The 16,947-nt window shown below is 69.5% G+C and carries 16 protein-coding genes; 8 read left to right on the plus strand and 8 right to left on the minus strand.

What is annotated here, in order from left to right; genetic code table 11:
- Positions 1-41: 41 nt before the first annotated feature.
- Positions 42-491, minus strand: a complete 450-nt coding sequence (gene aroQ / locus ACT54X_RS23535; RefSeq protein WP_294368886.1) for a type II 3-dehydroquinate dehydratase — start codon at positions 489-491, stop codon at positions 42-44.
- A 111-nt stretch (positions 492-602) separates the two neighbouring features.
- Complete coding sequence (locus ACT54X_RS23540; protein ID WP_294368888.1) at positions 603-1,004, minus strand: PaaI family thioesterase; 402 nt, start codon at positions 1,002-1,004, stop codon at positions 603-605.
- 194 nt (positions 1,005-1,198) lie between these two features.
- Between ACT54X_RS23540 and ACT54X_RS23545 the strand changes: the two genes are divergently transcribed.
- Both ACT54X_RS23545 and ACT54X_RS23550 read left to right on the plus strand, forming a co-directional pair.
- Positions 1,199-1,780 carry a DM13 domain-containing protein gene (locus ACT54X_RS23545; protein WP_476348920.1) on the plus strand — a complete coding sequence of 194 codons (582 nt, stop codon included), beginning with the start codon at positions 1,199-1,201 and terminating at the stop codon, positions 1,778-1,780.
- Complete coding sequence (locus tag ACT54X_RS23550; RefSeq protein ID WP_476348922.1) at positions 1,777-2,226, plus strand: TfoX/Sxy family protein; 450 nt, start codon at positions 1,777-1,779, stop codon at positions 2,224-2,226. The genes ACT54X_RS23545 and ACT54X_RS23550 overlap by 4 nt, the downstream gene beginning before the upstream one ends.
- 24 nt (positions 2,227-2,250) lie before the next feature.
- Here the strand turns inward: ACT54X_RS23550 and ACT54X_RS23555 are convergent, their stop codons facing one another.
- Positions 2,251-3,360, minus strand: a complete 1,110-nt coding sequence (locus tag ACT54X_RS23555; protein WP_294368897.1) for a PA0069 family radical SAM protein — start codon at positions 3,358-3,360, stop codon at positions 2,251-2,253.
- Positions 3,361-3,569: 209 nt separating this feature from the next.
- Between ACT54X_RS23555 and ACT54X_RS23560 the strand changes: the two genes are divergently transcribed.
- The 4 genes from ACT54X_RS23560 (at position 3,570) to ACT54X_RS23575 (ending at position 8,994) form a co-directional block, all read left to right on the plus strand.
- Positions 3,570-4,811 (plus strand): efflux RND transporter periplasmic adaptor subunit, encoded by a 1,242-nt coding sequence (locus ACT54X_RS23560; protein WP_476348924.1) that lies wholly within the window; start codon positions 3,570-3,572, stop codon positions 4,809-4,811.
- Positions 4,811-7,951, plus strand: a complete 3,141-nt coding sequence (locus ACT54X_RS23565) for an efflux RND transporter permease subunit (protein ID WP_476348937.1) — start codon at positions 4,811-4,813, stop codon at positions 7,949-7,951. Before ACT54X_RS23560 ends, ACT54X_RS23565 begins: the two co-directional genes overlap by 1 nt.
- Positions 7,952-8,084: 133 nt before the next feature.
- Complete coding sequence (locus tag ACT54X_RS23570) at positions 8,085-8,579, plus strand: hypothetical protein (RefSeq protein ID WP_294368903.1); 495 nt, start codon at positions 8,085-8,087, stop codon at positions 8,577-8,579.
- 37 nt (positions 8,580-8,616) lie between these two features.
- The gene (locus ACT54X_RS23575) at positions 8,617-8,994 is read left to right on the plus strand and encodes a hypothetical protein (protein ID WP_294368907.1); all 378 of its coding nucleotides are present in this window, start codon (positions 8,617-8,619) and stop codon (positions 8,992-8,994) included.
- A gap of 30 nt (positions 8,995-9,024) precedes the next feature.
- Here ACT54X_RS23575 and ACT54X_RS23580 read toward each other — a convergent pair whose 3' ends face one another.
- Complete coding sequence (locus tag ACT54X_RS23580; RefSeq protein WP_294368909.1) at positions 9,025-9,558, minus strand: DinB family protein; 534 nt, start codon at positions 9,556-9,558, stop codon at positions 9,025-9,027.
- 77 nt (positions 9,559-9,635) lie between these two features.
- On the opposite strand from ACT54X_RS23580, the gene ACT54X_RS23585 reads away from it, so the two are divergent.
- The gene (locus ACT54X_RS23585) at positions 9,636-9,710 is read left to right on the plus strand and encodes a hypothetical protein (RefSeq protein ID WP_366934671.1); all 75 of its coding nucleotides are present in this window, start codon (positions 9,636-9,638) and stop codon (positions 9,708-9,710) included.
- 7 nt (positions 9,711-9,717) lie between these two features.
- On the opposite strand, the gene ACT54X_RS23590 is transcribed toward ACT54X_RS23585, so the two are convergent.
- From ACT54X_RS23590 to ACT54X_RS23600, 3 genes are all read right to left on the minus strand, one after another.
- Entirely contained in the window at positions 9,718-11,484 is a 1,767-nt protein-coding gene (locus ACT54X_RS23590; protein ID WP_294368912.1) for an Ig-like domain-containing domain, read from the minus strand.
- 179 nt (positions 11,485-11,663) lie between these two features.
- Positions 11,664-12,980, minus strand: coding sequence for an ABC transporter ATP-binding protein (locus ACT54X_RS23595; RefSeq protein ID WP_294368913.1), 1,317 nt, complete (start codon positions 12,978-12,980; stop codon positions 11,664-11,666).
- Between the two features lie 142 nt (positions 12,981-13,122).
- Complete coding sequence (locus ACT54X_RS23600; protein ID WP_294368915.1) at positions 13,123-14,847, minus strand: ABC transporter permease; 1,725 nt, start codon at positions 14,845-14,847, stop codon at positions 13,123-13,125.
- A gap of 365 nt (positions 14,848-15,212) precedes the next feature.
- Between ACT54X_RS23600 and ACT54X_RS23605 the strand changes: the two genes are divergently transcribed.
- The gene (locus ACT54X_RS23605; RefSeq protein WP_294368916.1) at positions 15,213-16,553 is read left to right on the plus strand and encodes an MFS family transporter; all 1,341 of its coding nucleotides are present in this window, start codon (positions 15,213-15,215) and stop codon (positions 16,551-16,553) included.
- Positions 16,554-16,632: 79 nt separating this feature from the next.
- Here the strand turns inward: ACT54X_RS23605 and ACT54X_RS23610 are convergent.
- The coding region (locus ACT54X_RS23610; RefSeq protein ID WP_476348928.1) for a Bug family tripartite tricarboxylate transporter substrate binding protein at positions 16,633-16,947 on the minus strand (315 nt) is incomplete at its 5' end.

A 16,947-nucleotide genomic window follows, 5' to 3' on the forward strand; every position in this document is an offset into this window, starting at 1 on the left:
GACTGGCGCGGCGGCCGCCGGCGCCCCCGTCCGTCAGTCCATCAGCTGCTGACGCGCACCAGGGCTTCGATGGCCAGCGGATAGCCCTTCACGCCCAGCCCGACGATGATGCCGCGCGCCGCGGGCGAGATGTACGAGTGGTGGCGGAAGGATTCGCGCGCATGCACGTTGGAGATGTGCAGCTCGATCAGCGGCACGCTGGCGCCCTTGATGGCGTCATGCAGCGCGATGGAGGTGTGAGTGTAGGCGCCCGGGTTCATCACCACGCCGAGCATGCGGCCCGCGGCCACTTCGCGGCCGGCTTCGTGGATCCAGTCCAGCAACACGCCTTCGTGGTTGGACTGGCGGCATTCGATCTCCACGCCCAGCGCGGCGCCCGCCTCGGCGCACATGCGCTCCACGTCGGCCAGGGTTTCATGGCCGTACTGCGCGGGTTCGCGCGTGCCCAGCAGGTTGAGGTTGGGGCCGTTGAGGACGAGGATCTTCTTCATGCGAGGTCTCTGGGCTTTGCGCCGCGGGAAAAGGGTGCGGCATCTTAAATAAGACGGCTGACCAGCCCCTTGGCAAGCACCCCGCCTCGACGCCACCTGCGCCACGCAGTCTCAGTGCCGGGGCCGCAACAGCTTGCCGGTGGACGACGCACGCGCCAGCAGGCGCCCGGCCTCGTCGAACAGCTCGGCCTCCAGGAAGACCACGCTGCCGCCCCAACGGATCACCCGGGCTTCGGCCTCCACGGGCGCCACGCGCACGGCCTCCAGGAAGCTGGTCTTGATCTCCAGCGAGGCCAGGCCCACGCCCCGCTCGCGCGAGAACACGGCGAAGGCCATGGCGTTGTCCAGCCAGGCGGTGACGAAGCCGCCCTGAACCACGGTGCCCTCGGTGTGGGCAAACTCGGCGCGCGGCGCGAAGCGCACCCGTGCGCGGCCTTGCGGGTCGCTGGTGAGCAGGCGCTCGAAGCCGATGGCACGAAGCAGCGGTTGGGTGTGGATTTCGATGTCGGTCATGGATCGCAGGGAGTGCAACGGCGCGCGGCGCAGCATAGCCGCCGCCTGCGACCCCGCATGTCGCCCGCTTGCCTGGCGGGCCGGAGCGGGTGCGCAGCCGGATGGTCAGGGCTCCGCAGGAGGCGTTGCATAGAATCGCCCGCCATCCGCGCGCGGCGCCACGCCGCGTCCCGCCCGCGCTTCGCCTTCCCTGCATGATTCCTCCCGTCCCGCCGCCGCGTACCGGCGCGCGCCGCCTGTCCGTCCGCCTCCTGACCCATGGCCTTGCCCTGCTTGTGGGCCTGGTGCTCGGCACGGGCCTGGGCATCTACTGGCTGCCCATCCTGATCGCACCGCCCGCGCCCAGCGATGCGCAAGTCGGCATGGTGGCCGCGCAGGCCGCCTACAAGGTGGAGATGCGCGGCGACCTGAAGGGCAACGATCTGCTGCACTGGGCCCACGGCGAACTGACGGTGGGCCCCTGGGCCATCGCCCTTCGCGGCTCGGTGGCGCCGGGCCCGGACTACCGGCTCTACCTGTCGCCGACCTTCGTGCAGAGCGCGGAGGAATTCGAACAGCACCGCAGCGAGATGGTGCAGGTCGGCCAGGTGCGCACCTTCGACAACTTCATCGTCACGCTGCCGGCCACCGTGGACATCGGCAGCCACACGACGGTGGTGATCTGGTGCGAGGCCTTCGGCAAGTTCATCGGCGCCGCCCGCTACCGCGACCCGGACGCTGTCCCCGCTGCGGCCACGGGTGCCACGGCCGCGCCAGCGGCCCGGCAGACCCCATGACCGACCGCCCGGCCCGCTCCCGCCAACCGGGCACGCCGGGCCGCGCGCCCAGCCTGTTCGTGCAGAGCCTGCACGAGGTGCTGGCGCCGCTGGATCGCATCGAGGCCCGCCGGATGTTCGGCGGCCACGGCCTCTACCACGAAGGCGTGATGCTGGCGCTGGTGCTGCGGGACACGCTCTACCTCAAGGCCGACGCGATCAGTCAGGCCCAGTTCGACGCGCTGGGCCTGCCCGCCTTCAGCTACCAGCGCGAGGGGCGGCCCGCCACCCTCACCTCCTTTCGGCAGGCGCCGGAATCGATCTTCGACGATCCGGAACAGGCCCTGCACTGGGGCCGGCTCGCCTACGAGGCGGCGCTGCGCGCCCATCAGGCCAAGCCGGCCCGCGCACGTCGGACGGTGACGGCCCCCACCTCGCCGCCGCCACCCCGCAAGACCCGGCGCTGACGCGGCGCCGACGCCCGCGGCCCCTCAGAACAGGCTGCCCTGCCCCTCGGCCCCCGGCGGCCGGAACAGCGAGGTGTCCATCCCGATGCGCTCGCGGTTGAAGCCCAGCCGCGCCGTGGCCTTGGCAAAGCGCTGCGCCACCAGTTCGGCCCACAGGCCGCTGCCCTTCATGCGGCTGGCGAAGTCGGCGTCGTAGTCCTTGCCGCCACGCATATCCTGGATGCGCGCCATCACCCGTGCGGCGCGCTGTGGGTAGTGCAGCGACAGCCATTCCTTGAAGAGCGGCGCCACCTCCCAGGGCAGGCGGATGACGGTGTAGAAGGCGCTGCGGGCGCCGGCCTCCCAGGCGGCCTCCAGCACCTGCTCCAGGTCTTCGTTGAGGAAGGGGATCTGCGGCGCCACGCTCACCCCCACCGGCACGCCGGCCTCGGCCAGGGTGCGGATGGTGCGCAGCCGGCGCGCGGGCGAGGCGGCGCGCGGCTCCAGCCGCCGGGCCAGGTCGGCATCGAGCGTGGTGACGGTGACGTACACCGCGGCCAACCGCTGGGCCGCCATGGGGGCGATCAGGTCCAGGTCGCGCTCGACGCCACTGGACTTGGTGACCAACGCAAAGGGATGCCGCGCCGCCTGCAGCACCTCGATGACCGATCGGGTCAGACGCAGCTCACGCTCGATGGGCTGGTAGCAATCGGTCGCGGTACCGATGGCGACGTGCGAGGGCCGGTAGCCGCGCCGCCCCAGTTCGCCGCGCAGCACCTGCGCGATGTTGCGCTTGGCGATCAGCCGGGTCTCGAAATCCAGGCCCGGCGACAGGTCGAGGTAGCTGTGCGTGGGCCGGGCGAAGCAATAGATGCAGCCGTGCTCGCAGCCGCGGTAGGGATTGAGCGACCGGTCGAAGGAGATGTCGGGCGAGTCGTTCTCGCTGAGGGCGGAGCGGGCGTCCTCGAAGCGGACCTCGGTGGCAGGTGCGAGGCGCTCGCCTTCGGCACCCGCCTCGCCCTCCGCGGCGGGCGGAGACTCGTCCGCCCATCCGTCGTCGAAGGCGCTGCGCTCGTCGCGCGAGAAGCGATGGGCCAGGCGCGTGGCGGCGCCGCGGCCCTTGATGGCGTGAACGGGGATCAATGCGTCGGGCATGCGGCAAGGCCTGGTAACGGCAGGAGCCCATCATTCTGGATCAATACTGTATTTTTATACAGTTATTTTGAAAGTCAGGTCCTGCTGGGGTTTTCCCTCGACCGCCGTGGGACATGTGAGAACTTTGCATCCCCTATACAGAAGCCGCTTACGCTTGCGCGCTTCGCGGGCGCTGGTGGCGCCCCGCCTCCCTCCGCCAGGACCCCATCTTGAGCCGCATTCCCTCGCCGGGCGCACGCCGCGCCCTGACCTGCTTTTGTGCCGTCTCGCTCATGCTGTTGGTGGGCTGCCGCAACGGCGACGCCCAGAAGAAGGCCGCCGCGCCACCGCCGCCGCCCGAAGTGCTGGTGCAGGCCGTGCAGCCGACCACCGTGCCGCTGCGCACGGAACTGCCCGGGCGCACGGCCGCCTCCATGGTGGCCGAGGTGCGGCCCCAGGTCGGCGGCATCATCCGCGCGCGCCCCTTCGTCGAGGGCAGCACGGTCAAGGCCGGCCAGGTGCTCTACGAGATCGACGCCCGTCCCTTCGAGGCCGAGGTGCAGCGGGCCGAAGGCGCGCTGGCCAATGCGCAGGCCACGGTCGCCTCGACGCGGGCGCTGGCCGAGCGCTACCGCCAGCTGCTGCCGCAGAACGCCGTGAGCCGGCAGGAGCACGACAACGCCATCGCGGCCTACGAACAGGCGCAGGCGAACGTGAAGGTGCAGTCGGCCGCGCTCAACACCGCGCGCATCAACCTGCAGTTCACCCGGGTGACCGCGCCCATCGGCGGACGCACCAGCCGCAGCGCGGTCACGCCCGGCGCGCTGGTGTCGGCCGCGCAGGCCACGCCGCTGCTGACCATCTCGCAACTCAACCCCATCTATGTGGACATCGCGCAGTCCAGCGCCGAGATCCTGCGGCTGCGCCAGGCACTGGCCGCCGGCCGCATCAGCCGCGAGGGCGACAGCCGCAAGGTGGCGCTGATGCTGGAGGACGGCAGCCGCTATGCCCAGGAAGGCCGCATCAAGCTGGCCGAGGTGACGGTGGACCCAAGCAGTGCCTCGGTGACGCTGCGGGCCGAGTTCCCCAACCCGGACGGCCTGCTGTTGCCCGGCATGTACGTACGCGCGGTGGTCGATGAGGGCACCACGCCCCAGGGCATCGTGGTGCCGGCCTCGGCCATCCAGCGCGACCGGCGCGGCAACCCGACGGTGCGCGTGGTCGGTGACGGCGACAAGCTGGAGGTGCGGCCCGTCGTCACCGGCCGCCCGGTGGGCACCGGCTGGCTGGTGGCCGAGGGCCTGAAGGCCGGCGACCGGCTGGTGCTGGAGGGCGCGCAGAACGCGCAGGCCGGTGCGGCGGTGCGCGTCAAGATGGCGCCGGCCGCGGGCGCCAGCCCGAGCACGGCCAACGCTGCCAACGGCGCGCCCGCGGCGAATGCCGCCAATGCCGCACCGCGCAGCAATCCATGATCTCGCGCTTCTTCATCGACCGGCCCATCTTCGCCTGGGTCATCGCCATCACGATCATGCTGGCGGGCGCGCTGGCGATCCACCTGCTGCCCGTCACGCGTTACCCGGTGGTGGCGCCCCCGGCCGTGAGCATCAACGCGTTCTACCCCGGCGCCAGCGCGCAGACGGTGGAGAACAGCGTCACCCAGGTCATCGAGCAACAGCTCACCGGCCTGGACGGCTACCTGTACATGTCGGCGCGCAGCGACTCGACGGGCCGCGTGTCGATCTTCGTGAGCTTCGAACCCGGCACCAATCCCGACACCGCCCAGGTGCAGGTGCAGAACCGCGTGCAGCAGGCCCTGCCCCGGCTGCCGCAGCAGGTGCAGGACCAGGGCGTGACGGTGCGCAAGGCGGGCGTGGCGCCCGACCTGATCGTCACGCTCTACGACAAGACCGGCCAGCTCTCGCCCGGCGACATCGCCGACTTCCTGGTGAGCGACCTGCAGGACCCGATCAGCCGCATCGACGGCATCGGCGAGGTGTCGGTGATCGGCGGCCAGTACGCCATGCGCATCTGGCTGGACCCGCACAAGCTGCGCGGCTTCTCGATGACGCCGGGCGACGTGCAGACGGCCATCGTGCAGCAGAACGTGCAGCTGGCCGCCGGCTCGGTGGGCGCGGCGCCCGCGGTGGAGGGCCAGAACTTCAGCGCCGTGCTCACGGCGCAATCGCGCTTTCGCACGCCCGACGAGTTCCGCAACATCCTGCTGCGCACCAACCGCGACGGCTCGCTGGTGCGCCTGTCGGACGTGGCGCGGGTGGAGATCGGCTCGGAGAACTACAACTTCACCGGCCGCTACAACGGCTACCCGGCCTCGGGCGTGGTGGTGCGCCTGGCGCCCACGGCCAATGCGCTGGAGGCCATCGCCGGCGTGAAGACCGCCGTCGACAAGATGCGCGACCAGTTCCCGCCCGGCGTGGACGTGTCCTATCCGCTGGACACCACGCCCTTCGTCGAGCGCGCCATCAAGGACGTGGTCAAGACGCTGGTCGAGGGCATCGTGCTGGTGGTGCTGGTGATGTTCCTGTTCCTGCAGAACTGGCGCGCCACGCTGATCCCGGCCATCGCCGTGCCGGTGGTCCTGCTGGGCACCTTCGGCGTGCTGGCGGTGGCGGGCTTCACCATCAACATGCTCACGATGTTCGGCATGGTGCTGGCCATCGGCCTGCTGGTGGACGACGCCATCGTGGTGGTGGAGAACGTCGAACGGATCATGGAAGAGGAGCACCTCTCGCCCAAGGAGGCCACGCGCAAGTCCATGGGCGAGATCACCGGCGCGCTGATCGGCATCGGCGTGGTGCTGTCGGCGGTGTTCCTGCCCATGGCCTTCTTCGGCGGCGCCACCGGCATCATCTACCGGCAGTTCTCGATCACCATCGTCTCGGCCATGGTGCTGTCGGTGATCGTGGCGCTGGTGCTCACGCCCGCACTGTGCGCCACGCTGCTCAAGCAGCATGCCGGCGATGCGCCCAAGCCCAAGCGCACCACCGGCTTCTTCGGCGCCTTCAACCGCTTCTTCGACCGCAGCATGGACACCTACGAAGGCAGCCTGCGCAAGCGGCTGCCCCGGCGCTGGCTGTTCATGGCGATCTATGCGGTGATCTGCGCCGGCATGGCCGTGATGTTCATGCGCACGCCCACCGGCTTCCTGCCGGACGAGGACCAGGGGCGCCTGTTCGTGCAGTACAACCTGCCCGGCGGCGCCACGCTGGACCAGACCCGCGAGGTGGCCGAGCGCGTGAGCCGCTACTTCACCGAGAACGAGAAGGACACGGTCGACGGCGTGTTCGTGTCGCCCGGCTTCACCAGCGCCGGCGCCGGTCAGAACCAGGGCCAGGGCTTCATCGCCCTCAAGGACTGGGAGCAGCGCCCCGGCCGCGAGAACACCGCCTTCGCGGTGCTGGAGCGCGCCGGCAAGGCCTTCGCCGGCGACCGGCAGGCGCGCATCTTCATGAGCGCGCCGCCCGCCGTCTCGGGACTGGGCAACTCGGCCGGCTTCGACCTGCAGCTGCAGAACACCAGCGCCATGGACTACGAGCGCTTCCGGGGCATCCGCGACCAGCTGCTGGCCAAGGCGCGACAAGACCCGCTGCTCACGCAGGTGCGCTTCCAGGGCCAGGAGGACCAGACCACGGTGCAGGTGGACATCGACCGTGCCAAGGCCGGCGCGCTGGGCATCACGCAGACCGACGTGAACTCGCTGCTGTCGATCACCTTCGGCGGCGCCTACGTCAACGACTTCATCGACCGCAACCGCGTCAAGCGCGTGTACCTGCAGGCCGATGCGCCCTTCCGCATGACGCCCGAGGACATCGGCATCTGGAGCCTGCGCACCAGCACCGGCGCCATGGCGCCCTTCGCCAGCGTCGCCACGCCGCGCTGGAGCTATGGCCCGATGGCGCTCACCCGTTACAACGGCCTGCCCTCCTTCAACATCCAGGGTCAGGCCGTGCGCGGCGAAAGCTCGGGCGCGGCGCTCACGCGCATGGAGCAGCTGGTGGCCGAGCTGCCGCCGGGCGTGGGCTATGCGTGGACGGGCCTGTCGTACCAGGAGAAGCTGGCCTCGGGTCAGGCGCTGTCGCTGTACCTGATCTCGCTGCTGGTGGTGTTTTTGGCGCTGGCGGCGCTGTACGAGAGCTGGACCATCCCGGTGTCGGTGCTGCTGGTGGTGCCGCTGGGCATCGTGGGCGCGCTGGTGGCGGCCAACCTGCGGGGCATGGACAACGACATCTTCTTCCAGGTGGGCCTGCTGACCACCATGGGCCTGGCGGCCAAGAACGCGATCCTGATCGTGGAGTTCGCGGCCGAGGGCGAGCGGCGCGGCCTCTCGACCTGGGACGCGGTGATCCAGGGCGCCAAGCTGCGCCTGCGGCCCATCCTGATGACCTCGCTGGCCTTCGTGGCCGGCGTGGTGCCCCTGGCCATCGCCACCGGCGCGGGCTCCGGCAGCCAGAACGCCATCGGCACCGGCGTGATCGGCGGCATGATCACCGGCACGGTGCTGGCGATCTTCTATGTGCCGCTGTTCTATCTGCTGGTGCGGTCCATCGGGCGCAGGCGGCGCGAGGCGCAGCGGGTGCAGGACGCGGCGGCCTGAGCCGCCTGCCTGCTTGCCTCATCTGCGCTGTTCTGGGCGGCGCACGGCAGCCCGTGCGGCGCAGCGGCTGAGCTGTCGAACAAATCGCCCGCGTCCTACGCACGGAAGCCTTCGACCGGGTCAGAACGCGCCCATGCCGGCCGACCCTTTTTCGCGCACCTGCCCTCCGCGCCCAGGCCCCGGCGCGGCAGGCCTGCGACGTCTTGCATGGACGCTGTCCGCGGGCACCGTCTGGCTCGCGGGCTGCCAGGGCACCGACGACCTCAGCCGCTCCGGCTGCCTGCCGCTGCGCGTGCCCGCCGCGGTGATGCTGCAGCGCGAGACCGGCCTCTACCGCGTGGGCGACGCCGAGACGCCTGTGCTGTCGGACCATCCGCGCGACACGCGCAACGACGCCTTCCATCGCCGGAGCCTTCTGCGCACGGTGCCGCCGGGCACCCGCGTGACCATCGATCGGCTGACGCAACGCTGGGGTTTCGACTCCGGCAAGGGCCGCATCAGCGCCTTCGGCACGCTCCCGAGCGGCGAGCGCTTCGAATACGGCTGGGGCGTCGGCACCGTCATCGGCCCGGCGCCATGGGAAGGGCCGGGGATGCCCAACCAGCGAACGGTCCGATGCGGAGATTGATGCGTCGACCGTCAGGCACTGCACCCGAGGAACTTCCATGACCCTTCGACGCTTCGCCCTCGCTATCAGTCTCGGACTTGCCACGGCCGCCAGCACCCATGTCATGGCCCAGTCGGTCCTGTACGTCGCGCGCCCGGCCATCGCGCTGAGCGTCAGCGACCGGGCCGCCAGCCGTCAGTCGCCCGTCGAGTTCATCGTCACCATGCCCGGCGGCAAGACCACCACCGCCACGGCCGCTCCCCAGATGGGCGGCGAACGCGCGGGTACCGTGCACTACCCCAGCGACTTCGGCAACGCCGGCATGCATGTGGGCGACTACAGCTGGACCGCCCGCATCGCCGGCAAGGTCGTGATGAGCGGCAAGTTCAGCTACCGGCCCTCGAAGGACGGGCAGTTGCTGTTCGTGCCGGGTTGAGTGAGAGCGGCCAGCCCCTTTCTGCGCTTTTCAGACTTCGTTGGGGATCAACGCATTCAGGTCGGTCACGCCCACATCCACGCCCGCCTGGAACAGCAGCGTGCTGGCCTGGCCGCGGTGGTGCGTCTGGTGGTTGAAGAAGTGCTGCAGCAGCGGACCGAAGCGCTTGGCTTGGCGGGCACCGGCGGTGTTGCCGTAGCGGACCACCTCATCGAAATGAACGGGCTCCAGCCGCCGAACCATGTCACAGATCAGGGCGTCGTTCTGCACCCTGCGCTCCCGGAGCATCGGCAGGCTGTCAGCGAGGCGGTCGCGCAGGCCCGTTGGCGCCGGCAGCGCCGAAAGCGGTCCGCGCAGTTCGGCCAGCGCCGGCAACTGGACGAAGCGGTTCAGCCAGATCAAGTCAGCCGCCACGATGTGGCCGAGCGTGGCGAACAGCGAGCCGAAGAAGGCCCCACGGTCCTCGAACAGCGCCGCCTCCGGCAGCGTGGCGGCCGCGTCGTAGAGCCGTTCGTTCATCCAGCGGTTGTAGTCCGCCATCAGGGTGCAGAGCGCAGGGGTCATGGCGCAGACTGTAGCCATGAACACCGCCGCCCCTGGCACAACTGGCGCGCCGGCCCGGCGTGGAGCGGCCCAGCGTCGTGACGCAGAACATGTGCGACCTCCACGAGCACGCCGGCACCGAGGACGTGGTCCACCTGCACGGCCCCTCTTGACGCCGCGCTACCTGAAAACGGAGGCCGAGACCGGTCCGTCGCTTCGGAGCTCCGATGGCTCCATCCAGCTCGCCGCGATGGTGCCATTCGGCCGCATCGCCAGCGAGGTGAACATCGCTGCAGAGGCACCGGCTGCCCCGACGCGGCGGGTGGCTTGCCAACCTTCGCCAGATACATAGCGTCTGGCGAAGGTGCCCTCCTGATCTCCACCATAGCCCGACTGGTAGGCTCCCCACATCAGCATCAGGTGGCCATTGCGGTCCGCCACGAGGCTGGGCATGCGGTTCTGCCAATACGTCCCGTTCGTCGTGCTGACCGTGGTGGCCGTGCTCCAGCCTGAGCCTGGCGTATACCGGCGATACAGGAGATCGCTGCGATAGTCGGAAAGGTACTGCTGCCAGACGGCATGGAAGCTGCCTGTGCTGTCCGCCACCAGGACCTGCCTCAACGCATTGCCGGAATCGTCCGTTTCGAGCAGCGCAGGCGTGGTCCATGTACCGCCAGTCCCACCCAGCGTGCTCCACCACAGATCGAAGCGGTAGGGCCCTCCTGCATAGACGAAGGAGTTCCACAACGCCATGACCTGGCCGGAGCCGGAAATCGCCAGTCGGGGCGCGAACGGATCGCCCAGCCGGGTGGCGCCCAGCGAAACAGCGGGCTGCCAGCCAGTGCCCAGCTCGTAGCGTGCAGCCCACACCGGCGCGTCGCTGGTCCGCTGCACCCACAGCGCATACGCGTTGCCTGCCGCATCGATCGCCACCTGCGGCTGTTCGACCTTGTCGTAAAAGCTGCTGTTGGCCGAACTGCCCAGCCGCACCGGAGCCTGCCAGCCACCCTCGACCGTGAATCGCGCCGCCCAGGCATCCGGATTGCCATAGGGTGCGACCTGCTTGGCCCACACAGCAAAACCATTGCCGTCGGCACCAACCGCCAGCGAGGCGTCCCCGACATCCAGGCCGCTGTCGAGGCGCACGGGCGTTTGCCATCCACCGTCCTTCAGGAAGCGCGATGACCATATTTCGACCCCGGACCCGTCAAATTGGGACCAGATCGCCAAACCGCCGCCTTGGCGGTCGAAACCCACCTGCGGAAGCAAGGCATTGCGGTTCCCCGGCACGCTGAGCGTTCGGAACCCGCCCCACGCGCCGCTCTCCGTCCGCGTCGCGCTGCGAATCTCATACCAGCCGCTGGATGCCTGGCTGGACCAGACGACCACGATGTTGCCTTGGCTGTCCTGCGCCGTGACCGGGTTGCCAGAAACGGCCGTCCTCTCGGCATCCAGTTGGCGAGGCGTTTCCCACACCCCATCGGCCGTGCGGAACGACCAGGATCGCTCCGCGGCCAGGCCGTTGCCGGCCAGATCCTGCAGGCCGGTTCCCGCCGTCACCGTGTAGGTGGCCAAGAGGTCGAGCGTCTGCGCTGGCGCAAAAGAGACTTTATGAAGCGTGGCGTCGTAGCTCAGGACCCCGTCCACGGCGGCGCCCGAGCGAGAAATCTGAACATTGCTGTCCGTCACCGTCGACGCGCGCAAGCCTTCGCTGAAAGTCGCCGAGATCTCCGTGGTGCGAGGTACGTCATTGCCGGCCGCGGGCACAAAGGCCAGGACGGTCGGCCGCGTCGTGTCGGCGACAGGCGGCGCCGAGGGCGATGGTGCGGGCGCGGGCGCGGGTGCGGAAGGCACGACCGGAAAGAAGCCCCCTCCTCCGCCGCCGCCTCCGCCCCCTCCACAGGCCGTCACGACGCCAGCCAGCGCCAAGGAAATCGCGTAACCCAACACCCTCATCCACATTCCCCTCATTGATTGGATTGCTCTCGGGCCGAATGGCCCGGAGTCCAAGGAATGTTAATGAAGCGCGCTATCGAATTTGATGTTGTTTATTCCCCTGAACGGACGGCGCGCGCGCCTCACCGCGTTGGGTCGAAGCATCGACGCCCGACTGGGGCAAGCCGCGCTCAACCGTCGGCGGCCACCACCGGATCCGGCGCCGGCAGATGGATCATCCCGGTGCGGAAGTCGTACTCGAACACCTCGCCATAGCGGCCCCATTCGATGGCCTGGCGCAGCACGCGCAGGGCCTCGGAGTCTTCGAGGCTCTCTCGCAGCAGGTCGAGGAAATGCTCTTCGGAGATATGCCCCTGCGGATCCTGCTCCAGGCTGTGGCGGATGTGCGCCGCCAGCGGCACGCGCTCCAGCAATTGCTGGCCGAACATGCGCTGGCGCCCTGCCCGCGCGCTGCCCGCGTAATGGCGGCCCAGCGGCGTGACCAGCAGGTCGCCTTCGGCCAGCCGGGCCAGGCCCAGCAGCGACAGGCCCTGCGTGAGCGGCAGCAGGTCGTGGTCGGTCAGCTCGGCCTCGTCGGCCAGGCGCGGAAGGTCGGCACGGCCCTGGAAGTCGTCTTCCACCAGCAGCTCCAGCAGGCCTTCCATGCGGGCCACGTCGGCCGAGGGCAGGCGCTCGGCCAGCACCGCATGCTTGGGGCCGTGGGCCGTGCCCGAGCCGCCGGCCGTCATCAGCGCATAAACCTGGTCGATCAGCATGCGCACCTCCACCGAGTCACGGTCCCGCGGGCGCGGCAACGCAATGCGCAGCTCGGCGCGCACCCGGCCCGGGTCGGCGGCGAAGACCAGCACGCGGTCGGCCATCAGCACTGCTTCCTCGATGTTGTGCGAGACGACCAGCATGGCCTGCGTGGGCATCTGACCGCCCTCCCACAGCGCCAGGATGTCGTCGCGCAGGCGCTCGCCGGTGAGCACGTCCAGGGCCGAGAAGGCCTCGTCCATCAGCAGCACGTCGGGCTCGACCACCAGGGCGCGGGCGATGCCCACGCGCTGGCGCATGCCGCCCGAGAGCTCGCGCGGCAGCGCGCCTTCGAAGCCGCCCAGGCCGATCAGCGCGATGGCTGCCGCCGCGCGCCGGGCCCGCTCGGTCTGCGGCACGCCTCGCGCTTCCAGCCCCAGTTCCACGTTCTGCTGCACCGTCAGCCAGGGAAAGAGCGCGAAGGACTGGAACACCATCGCGATGCCGCGCGCTGGCCCGTGCAGCGGCTGGCCGCGGTAGCGCACCTCGCCCCGGTCGGCCGGCACCAGGCCGGCCAGGATGCGCAGCAGCGTGGACTTGCCCGAGCCCGAGGGGCCCAGCAGGGCCACGATCTCGCCCGCGGCCAGGCGCAGGTCCACGTCCTGCAGCACGGGCCGCGCCGTGCCGTCCGCCGCCCGGAAGCCCTTGCCGACGGCGTGGAGGTCGATGATGGTGTCGCGTTCCTGAATCATCTGGTGAGGTCCTTCGCTGGCAGATTGGACGACGTTGGCGGGAGACACCGCGGAACCGGCTTCGCCGGGCCGCTGGTGTCGCCCCCGGAGGGGGGAGGCGGCTACACGAAGTGAGCAAGCAACGGGGGTGGAGCCTGAGATCTCAGAAATGCATTCTTTGTTCGGCGAGCTGGTACAGGCGCCGCCAAACGAAGTGGTTGAGCCCCATGACGAACACGCACATCACGCCGATGCCGAGCGCGATGCGTGGGAAGTCGCCCGTCGCCGTCATCTGCGCGATGTAGCTGCCCAGGCCATGGGCCTGCAGCGTGGTGTCGCCCCAGCTCACGTACTCGGCCACGATGCTGGCGTTCCAAGATCCGCCGCTGGCGGTGATGGCGCCTGTCACGAAGCTGGGGAACACGGCCGGCAGCAGGTAGCGCTTCCAGCGCAGCCAGCCGGTGAGGCCCAGGTTGCGCGCCGCATGGCGCAGTTCGGTGGGCACGCTCGACGCCCCGGCGATCACGTTGAAGAGCAGGTACCACTGCGTGCCCAACACCATCAGCGGCGACAGCCACACGTCGGGGTTGAGCTTCCAGTGCACGATCAGCAGCACCGCCACCGGGAACATCAGGTTGGCCGGAAAGGCCGCCAAAAACTGCGCCACGGCCTGCAGTCGGTCGGACCAGCGCGGGTTCATGCCGATCCACACCCCCACCGGCACCCACACCACCGCGGCGATGGCGATCAGCACCAGCACGCGAACCAGCGTGTACAGACCCAGGAGGAACACATGCCCCACCTCGCCCCAGCCCACCTCGCTGTGGATGAATCGCAGCAGCCAGACGATGGCCAGCAGCACCGCGCCCGACAGCAGCGCGTCGCCCGCGCGCTGGGCCAGCGGATTGGCCGGCCGCGGCCGGGCGCGCACCGAGGTGCCGTCGAAGCGCCGCGGAAACCACGCCAGCGTGCGCACCGCGCGGTGCGCCAGCCACTCCCCGGTGGCGCGGGTCAGGTGAGTGCGGCGCAGCCAGTCCAGCAGCCACGAGCGGCTGGCCTCGCCGCTGCCGCTTTCGTCGAAGCGGAACTTGTCGGCCCAGGCCACCAGCGGCCGGAAGAAGAGCTGGTCGTACAGCAGGATGCCGATCAGCATGCACAGGATGGCCCAGCCGATGGCGGGCAGGTCGCGCGCCTCGATGGCCATGGCGATGTACGAGCCTACGCCCGGCAGCTTGATGTTCTGGCCCGACACCGAAATGGCCTCGGAGGCCACCACGAAGAACCAGCCGCCGGACATGGACATCATCATGTTCCACAGCAGGCCCGGCATGGCGAAGGGCAGCTCCAGCCGCCAGAAGCGCTGCCAGCCCGAGAGCTGGAACACCGCCGCCGCCTCGCCCAGTTCGGCCGGCACCGTGCGCAGCGACTGGTAGAGGCTGAAGGCCATGTTCCAGGCCTGCGAGGTGAAGATGGCGAAGATGGCCGCGAACTCCACGCCCAGCAGGTTGCCCGGGAAGAGCGCGATGAAGCCGGTGACGGTGATCGACAGGAAGCCGAGGATGGGGATGGACTGCAGCACGTCCAGCAACGGCACCAGCAGCCGCTCGGCCAGCCGGTACTTGGCGGCCAGCACGGCGAAAGTACAGGCGAAGACGAGCGAGGCGCCCAGCGCGATGAACATGCGCAGCGTGGTGCGAAGAAGGTAGTACGGCAGCACGGCCGGATCCAGACTCAGCGGCAGCGGCTCGCCCACGGAATAAGGGCGCGCCATCTGCGAGGCGGCAAAGGCCAGGCCGAAGAGCACGGCCAGGATCAGGGGCAGCAGGGCCCAGTCCCAGCGGTTGCCCACGGCGCTGGAGACTTCGAGCGGCAGGAGTCGGCGGCGCATGGCGGATCGGTGCGTGGGCGGGCAGGCGGCAGGTTGGACGGACGGCGCCTGCGGCCACGCGATGGGCCAAGGCAGTGATGAAGGCGAAGGCGCGGTGCACCTCCATGCCGACAACGCACGAGGCCGGGTCGGCGTTGGCAGCCGAAGGCTGCCGGGCGGCCGTGGCCGACAAGGGCAGCGGGCGCGGCCGGCAGTCTAGGCGCCGACCTTGACTGGAACATGACGGCGCCGCTGAAGGGGCAAGGCCGGCAACGCCGCAGCACGCCTGCGCCCCGCCGCGCCCCCGGCTGACAGCGCGGCGCCCGCGGCGGTGTCAGGCTTGTGCCTGGTCACAACAACACCCCAGAACAGCTGGACCGCCTGCCATGAACGCTTCCATCGACCCGGCCGGCCGCACTGCGCCCGCCTCCGCCACCCCGCTCCAGCCCGCGTACACCGCCGAAGAAAAGCGCCGCCGCATCTTCGCCATCGTCGGCGCCTCCTCGGGCAACCTGGTGGAATGGTTCGACTTCTACGTCTATGCCTTCTCGGCGCTGTACTTCGCTGGCGCCTTCTTCCCCAAGTCCGACCCAACCGTCCAGCTGCTCAACACGGCCGGGGTGTTCGCCGCGGGCTTCCTGATGCGGCCCATCGGTGGCTGGCTGTTCGGCCGCATTGCCGACCGGCGCGGGCGCAAGACCTCGATGCTGATCTCGGTCACCATGATGTGCGCCGGCTCGCTGGTGATCGCCTTCCTGCCCACCTATGCGCAGATCGGGGCCTGGGCACCGGCGCTGCTGCTGGCCGCGCGCTTGTTCCAGGGGCTGTCGGTAGGCGGCGAGTACGGCACCACAGCCACCTACATGAGCGAGGTGGCGCTGCGCGGCCAGCGCGGCTTCTTCTCGTCCTTCCAGTACGTCACGCTGATCGGCGGTCAGCTGCTGGCGGTGCTCACCATCGTGATCCTGGAGACGATCTTCACCGAGGCCGAGCTGCGCGCCTGGGCCTGGCGCATCCCCTTCGTCGTCGGGGCGATCGCCGCGGTGGTGGCCATGTTGCTGCGCCGCTCGCTGACCGAGACGCAAGGCGCTCAGACGCGCACGAACCAGGAGGCCGGCACGCTGGCCGGGCTGTTCCGCCACCACAAGGCCGCCTTCTTCACCGTGCTGGGCTACACGGCCGGCGGCTCGCTGATCTTCTACACCTTCACCACCTACATGCAGAAGTACCTGGTCAACACGGTGGGCCTGCCCATCAAGACGACCAGCTACGTGATGACGGGCGCCCTCTTCCTCTACATGTGCATGCAGCCGCTGTTCGGCATGCTGTCGGACCGCATCGGCCGGCGCAACAACATGCTGCTGTTCGGCGCGCTGGGCACGCTGTTCACGGTGCCCATCCTCACGGCGCTGCAGCACACGAGCAGCCCCTACGTGGCCTTCGTGCTGATCGTGGTGGCGTTGGCCATCGTGAGCTTCTACACCTCGATCAGCGGCATCGTGAAGGCCGAGATGTTCCCGCCCGAGGTGCGCGCGCTGGGTGTGGGTCTGGCCTATGCGGTGGGCAATGCCGTCTTCGGCGGCTCGGCCGAATACGCCGCGCTGTGGGCCAAGTCGGCGGGCATCGAATCGAGCTTCTTCTGGTACGTGACCGTGATGATGGTCATCGCCTTCCTGGTCAGCCTGCGGCTGCCGCGGCAGGCGAGCTACCTGCACCACGACCATTGAGCAGGACGGCGCCCCGCGCCATGACGAAAAAGGCCCGCCATCGCTGGCGGGCCTTGTCGTTGGTGCGGGCCTGTCGTGATCAGTCGGCGTACACGCCGGCTTCCTTGATCACGGGGCCGAAGCGGGCGACTTCGGACTGCACGAACTTCTTGTGCTCTGCCGGGTCGCTGCGCTTGTCGCTCACCACCACGGCGCCCAGCGCTTCCTCGCGGCGGATGAAGTCCGGGTCCTTCAGCGCGGTCTTGAGCGCGTCGTTGAGCTTCTTGAGCACCGGTGCCGGCGTGCCCTTGGGCGCGTACAGGCCATGCCAGATCGTCACCTGGAAGTTCTTCAGGCCCTGCTCGTCCAGCGTCGGGATGTCCTTCAGCGCCGGGGTGTTCACCCGCTTGAGCGT

The sequence above is a fragment of the Pseudacidovorax sp. DMC4 genome, assembly GCF_056314265.1.

Coding starts and splice junctions, on each gene's coding strand:
- ACT54X_RS23595 (WP_294368913.1), bottom strand. CDS start 12,980: ATGATTCAGGAACGCGACACCATCATCGACCTCCACGCCGTCGGCAAG.
- ACT54X_RS23550 (WP_476348922.1), top strand. CDS start 1,777: ATGACCGACCGCCCGGCCCGCTCCCGCCAACCGGGCACGCCGGGCCGC.
- ACT54X_RS23555 (WP_294368897.1), bottom strand. CDS start 3,360: ATGCCCGACGCATTGATCCCCGTTCACGCCATCAAGGGCCGCGGCGCC.
- ACT54X_RS23580 (WP_294368909.1), bottom strand. CDS start 9,558: ATGACCCCTGCGCTCTGCACCCTGATGGCGGACTACAACCGCTGGATG.
- ACT54X_RS23570 (WP_294368903.1), top strand. CDS start 8,085: ATGCCGGCCGACCCTTTTTCGCGCACCTGCCCTCCGCGCCCAGGCCCC.
- ACT54X_RS23545 (WP_476348920.1), top strand. CDS start 1,199: ATGATTCCTCCCGTCCCGCCGCCGCGTACCGGCGCGCGCCGCCTGTCC.
- ACT54X_RS23600 (WP_294368915.1), bottom strand. CDS start 14,847: ATGCGCCGCCGACTCCTGCCGCTCGAAGTCTCCAGCGCCGTGGGCAAC.
- ACT54X_RS23605 (WP_294368916.1), top strand. CDS start 15,213: ATGAACGCTTCCATCGACCCGGCCGGCCGCACTGCGCCCGCCTCCGCC.
- aroQ (WP_294368886.1), bottom strand. CDS start 491: ATGAAGAAGATCCTCGTCCTCAACGGCCCCAACCTCAACCTGCTGGGC.
- ACT54X_RS23540 (WP_294368888.1), bottom strand. CDS start 1,004: ATGACCGACATCGAAATCCACACCCAACCGCTGCTTCGTGCCATCGGC.
- ACT54X_RS23575 (WP_294368907.1), top strand. CDS start 8,617: ATGACCCTTCGACGCTTCGCCCTCGCTATCAGTCTCGGACTTGCCACG.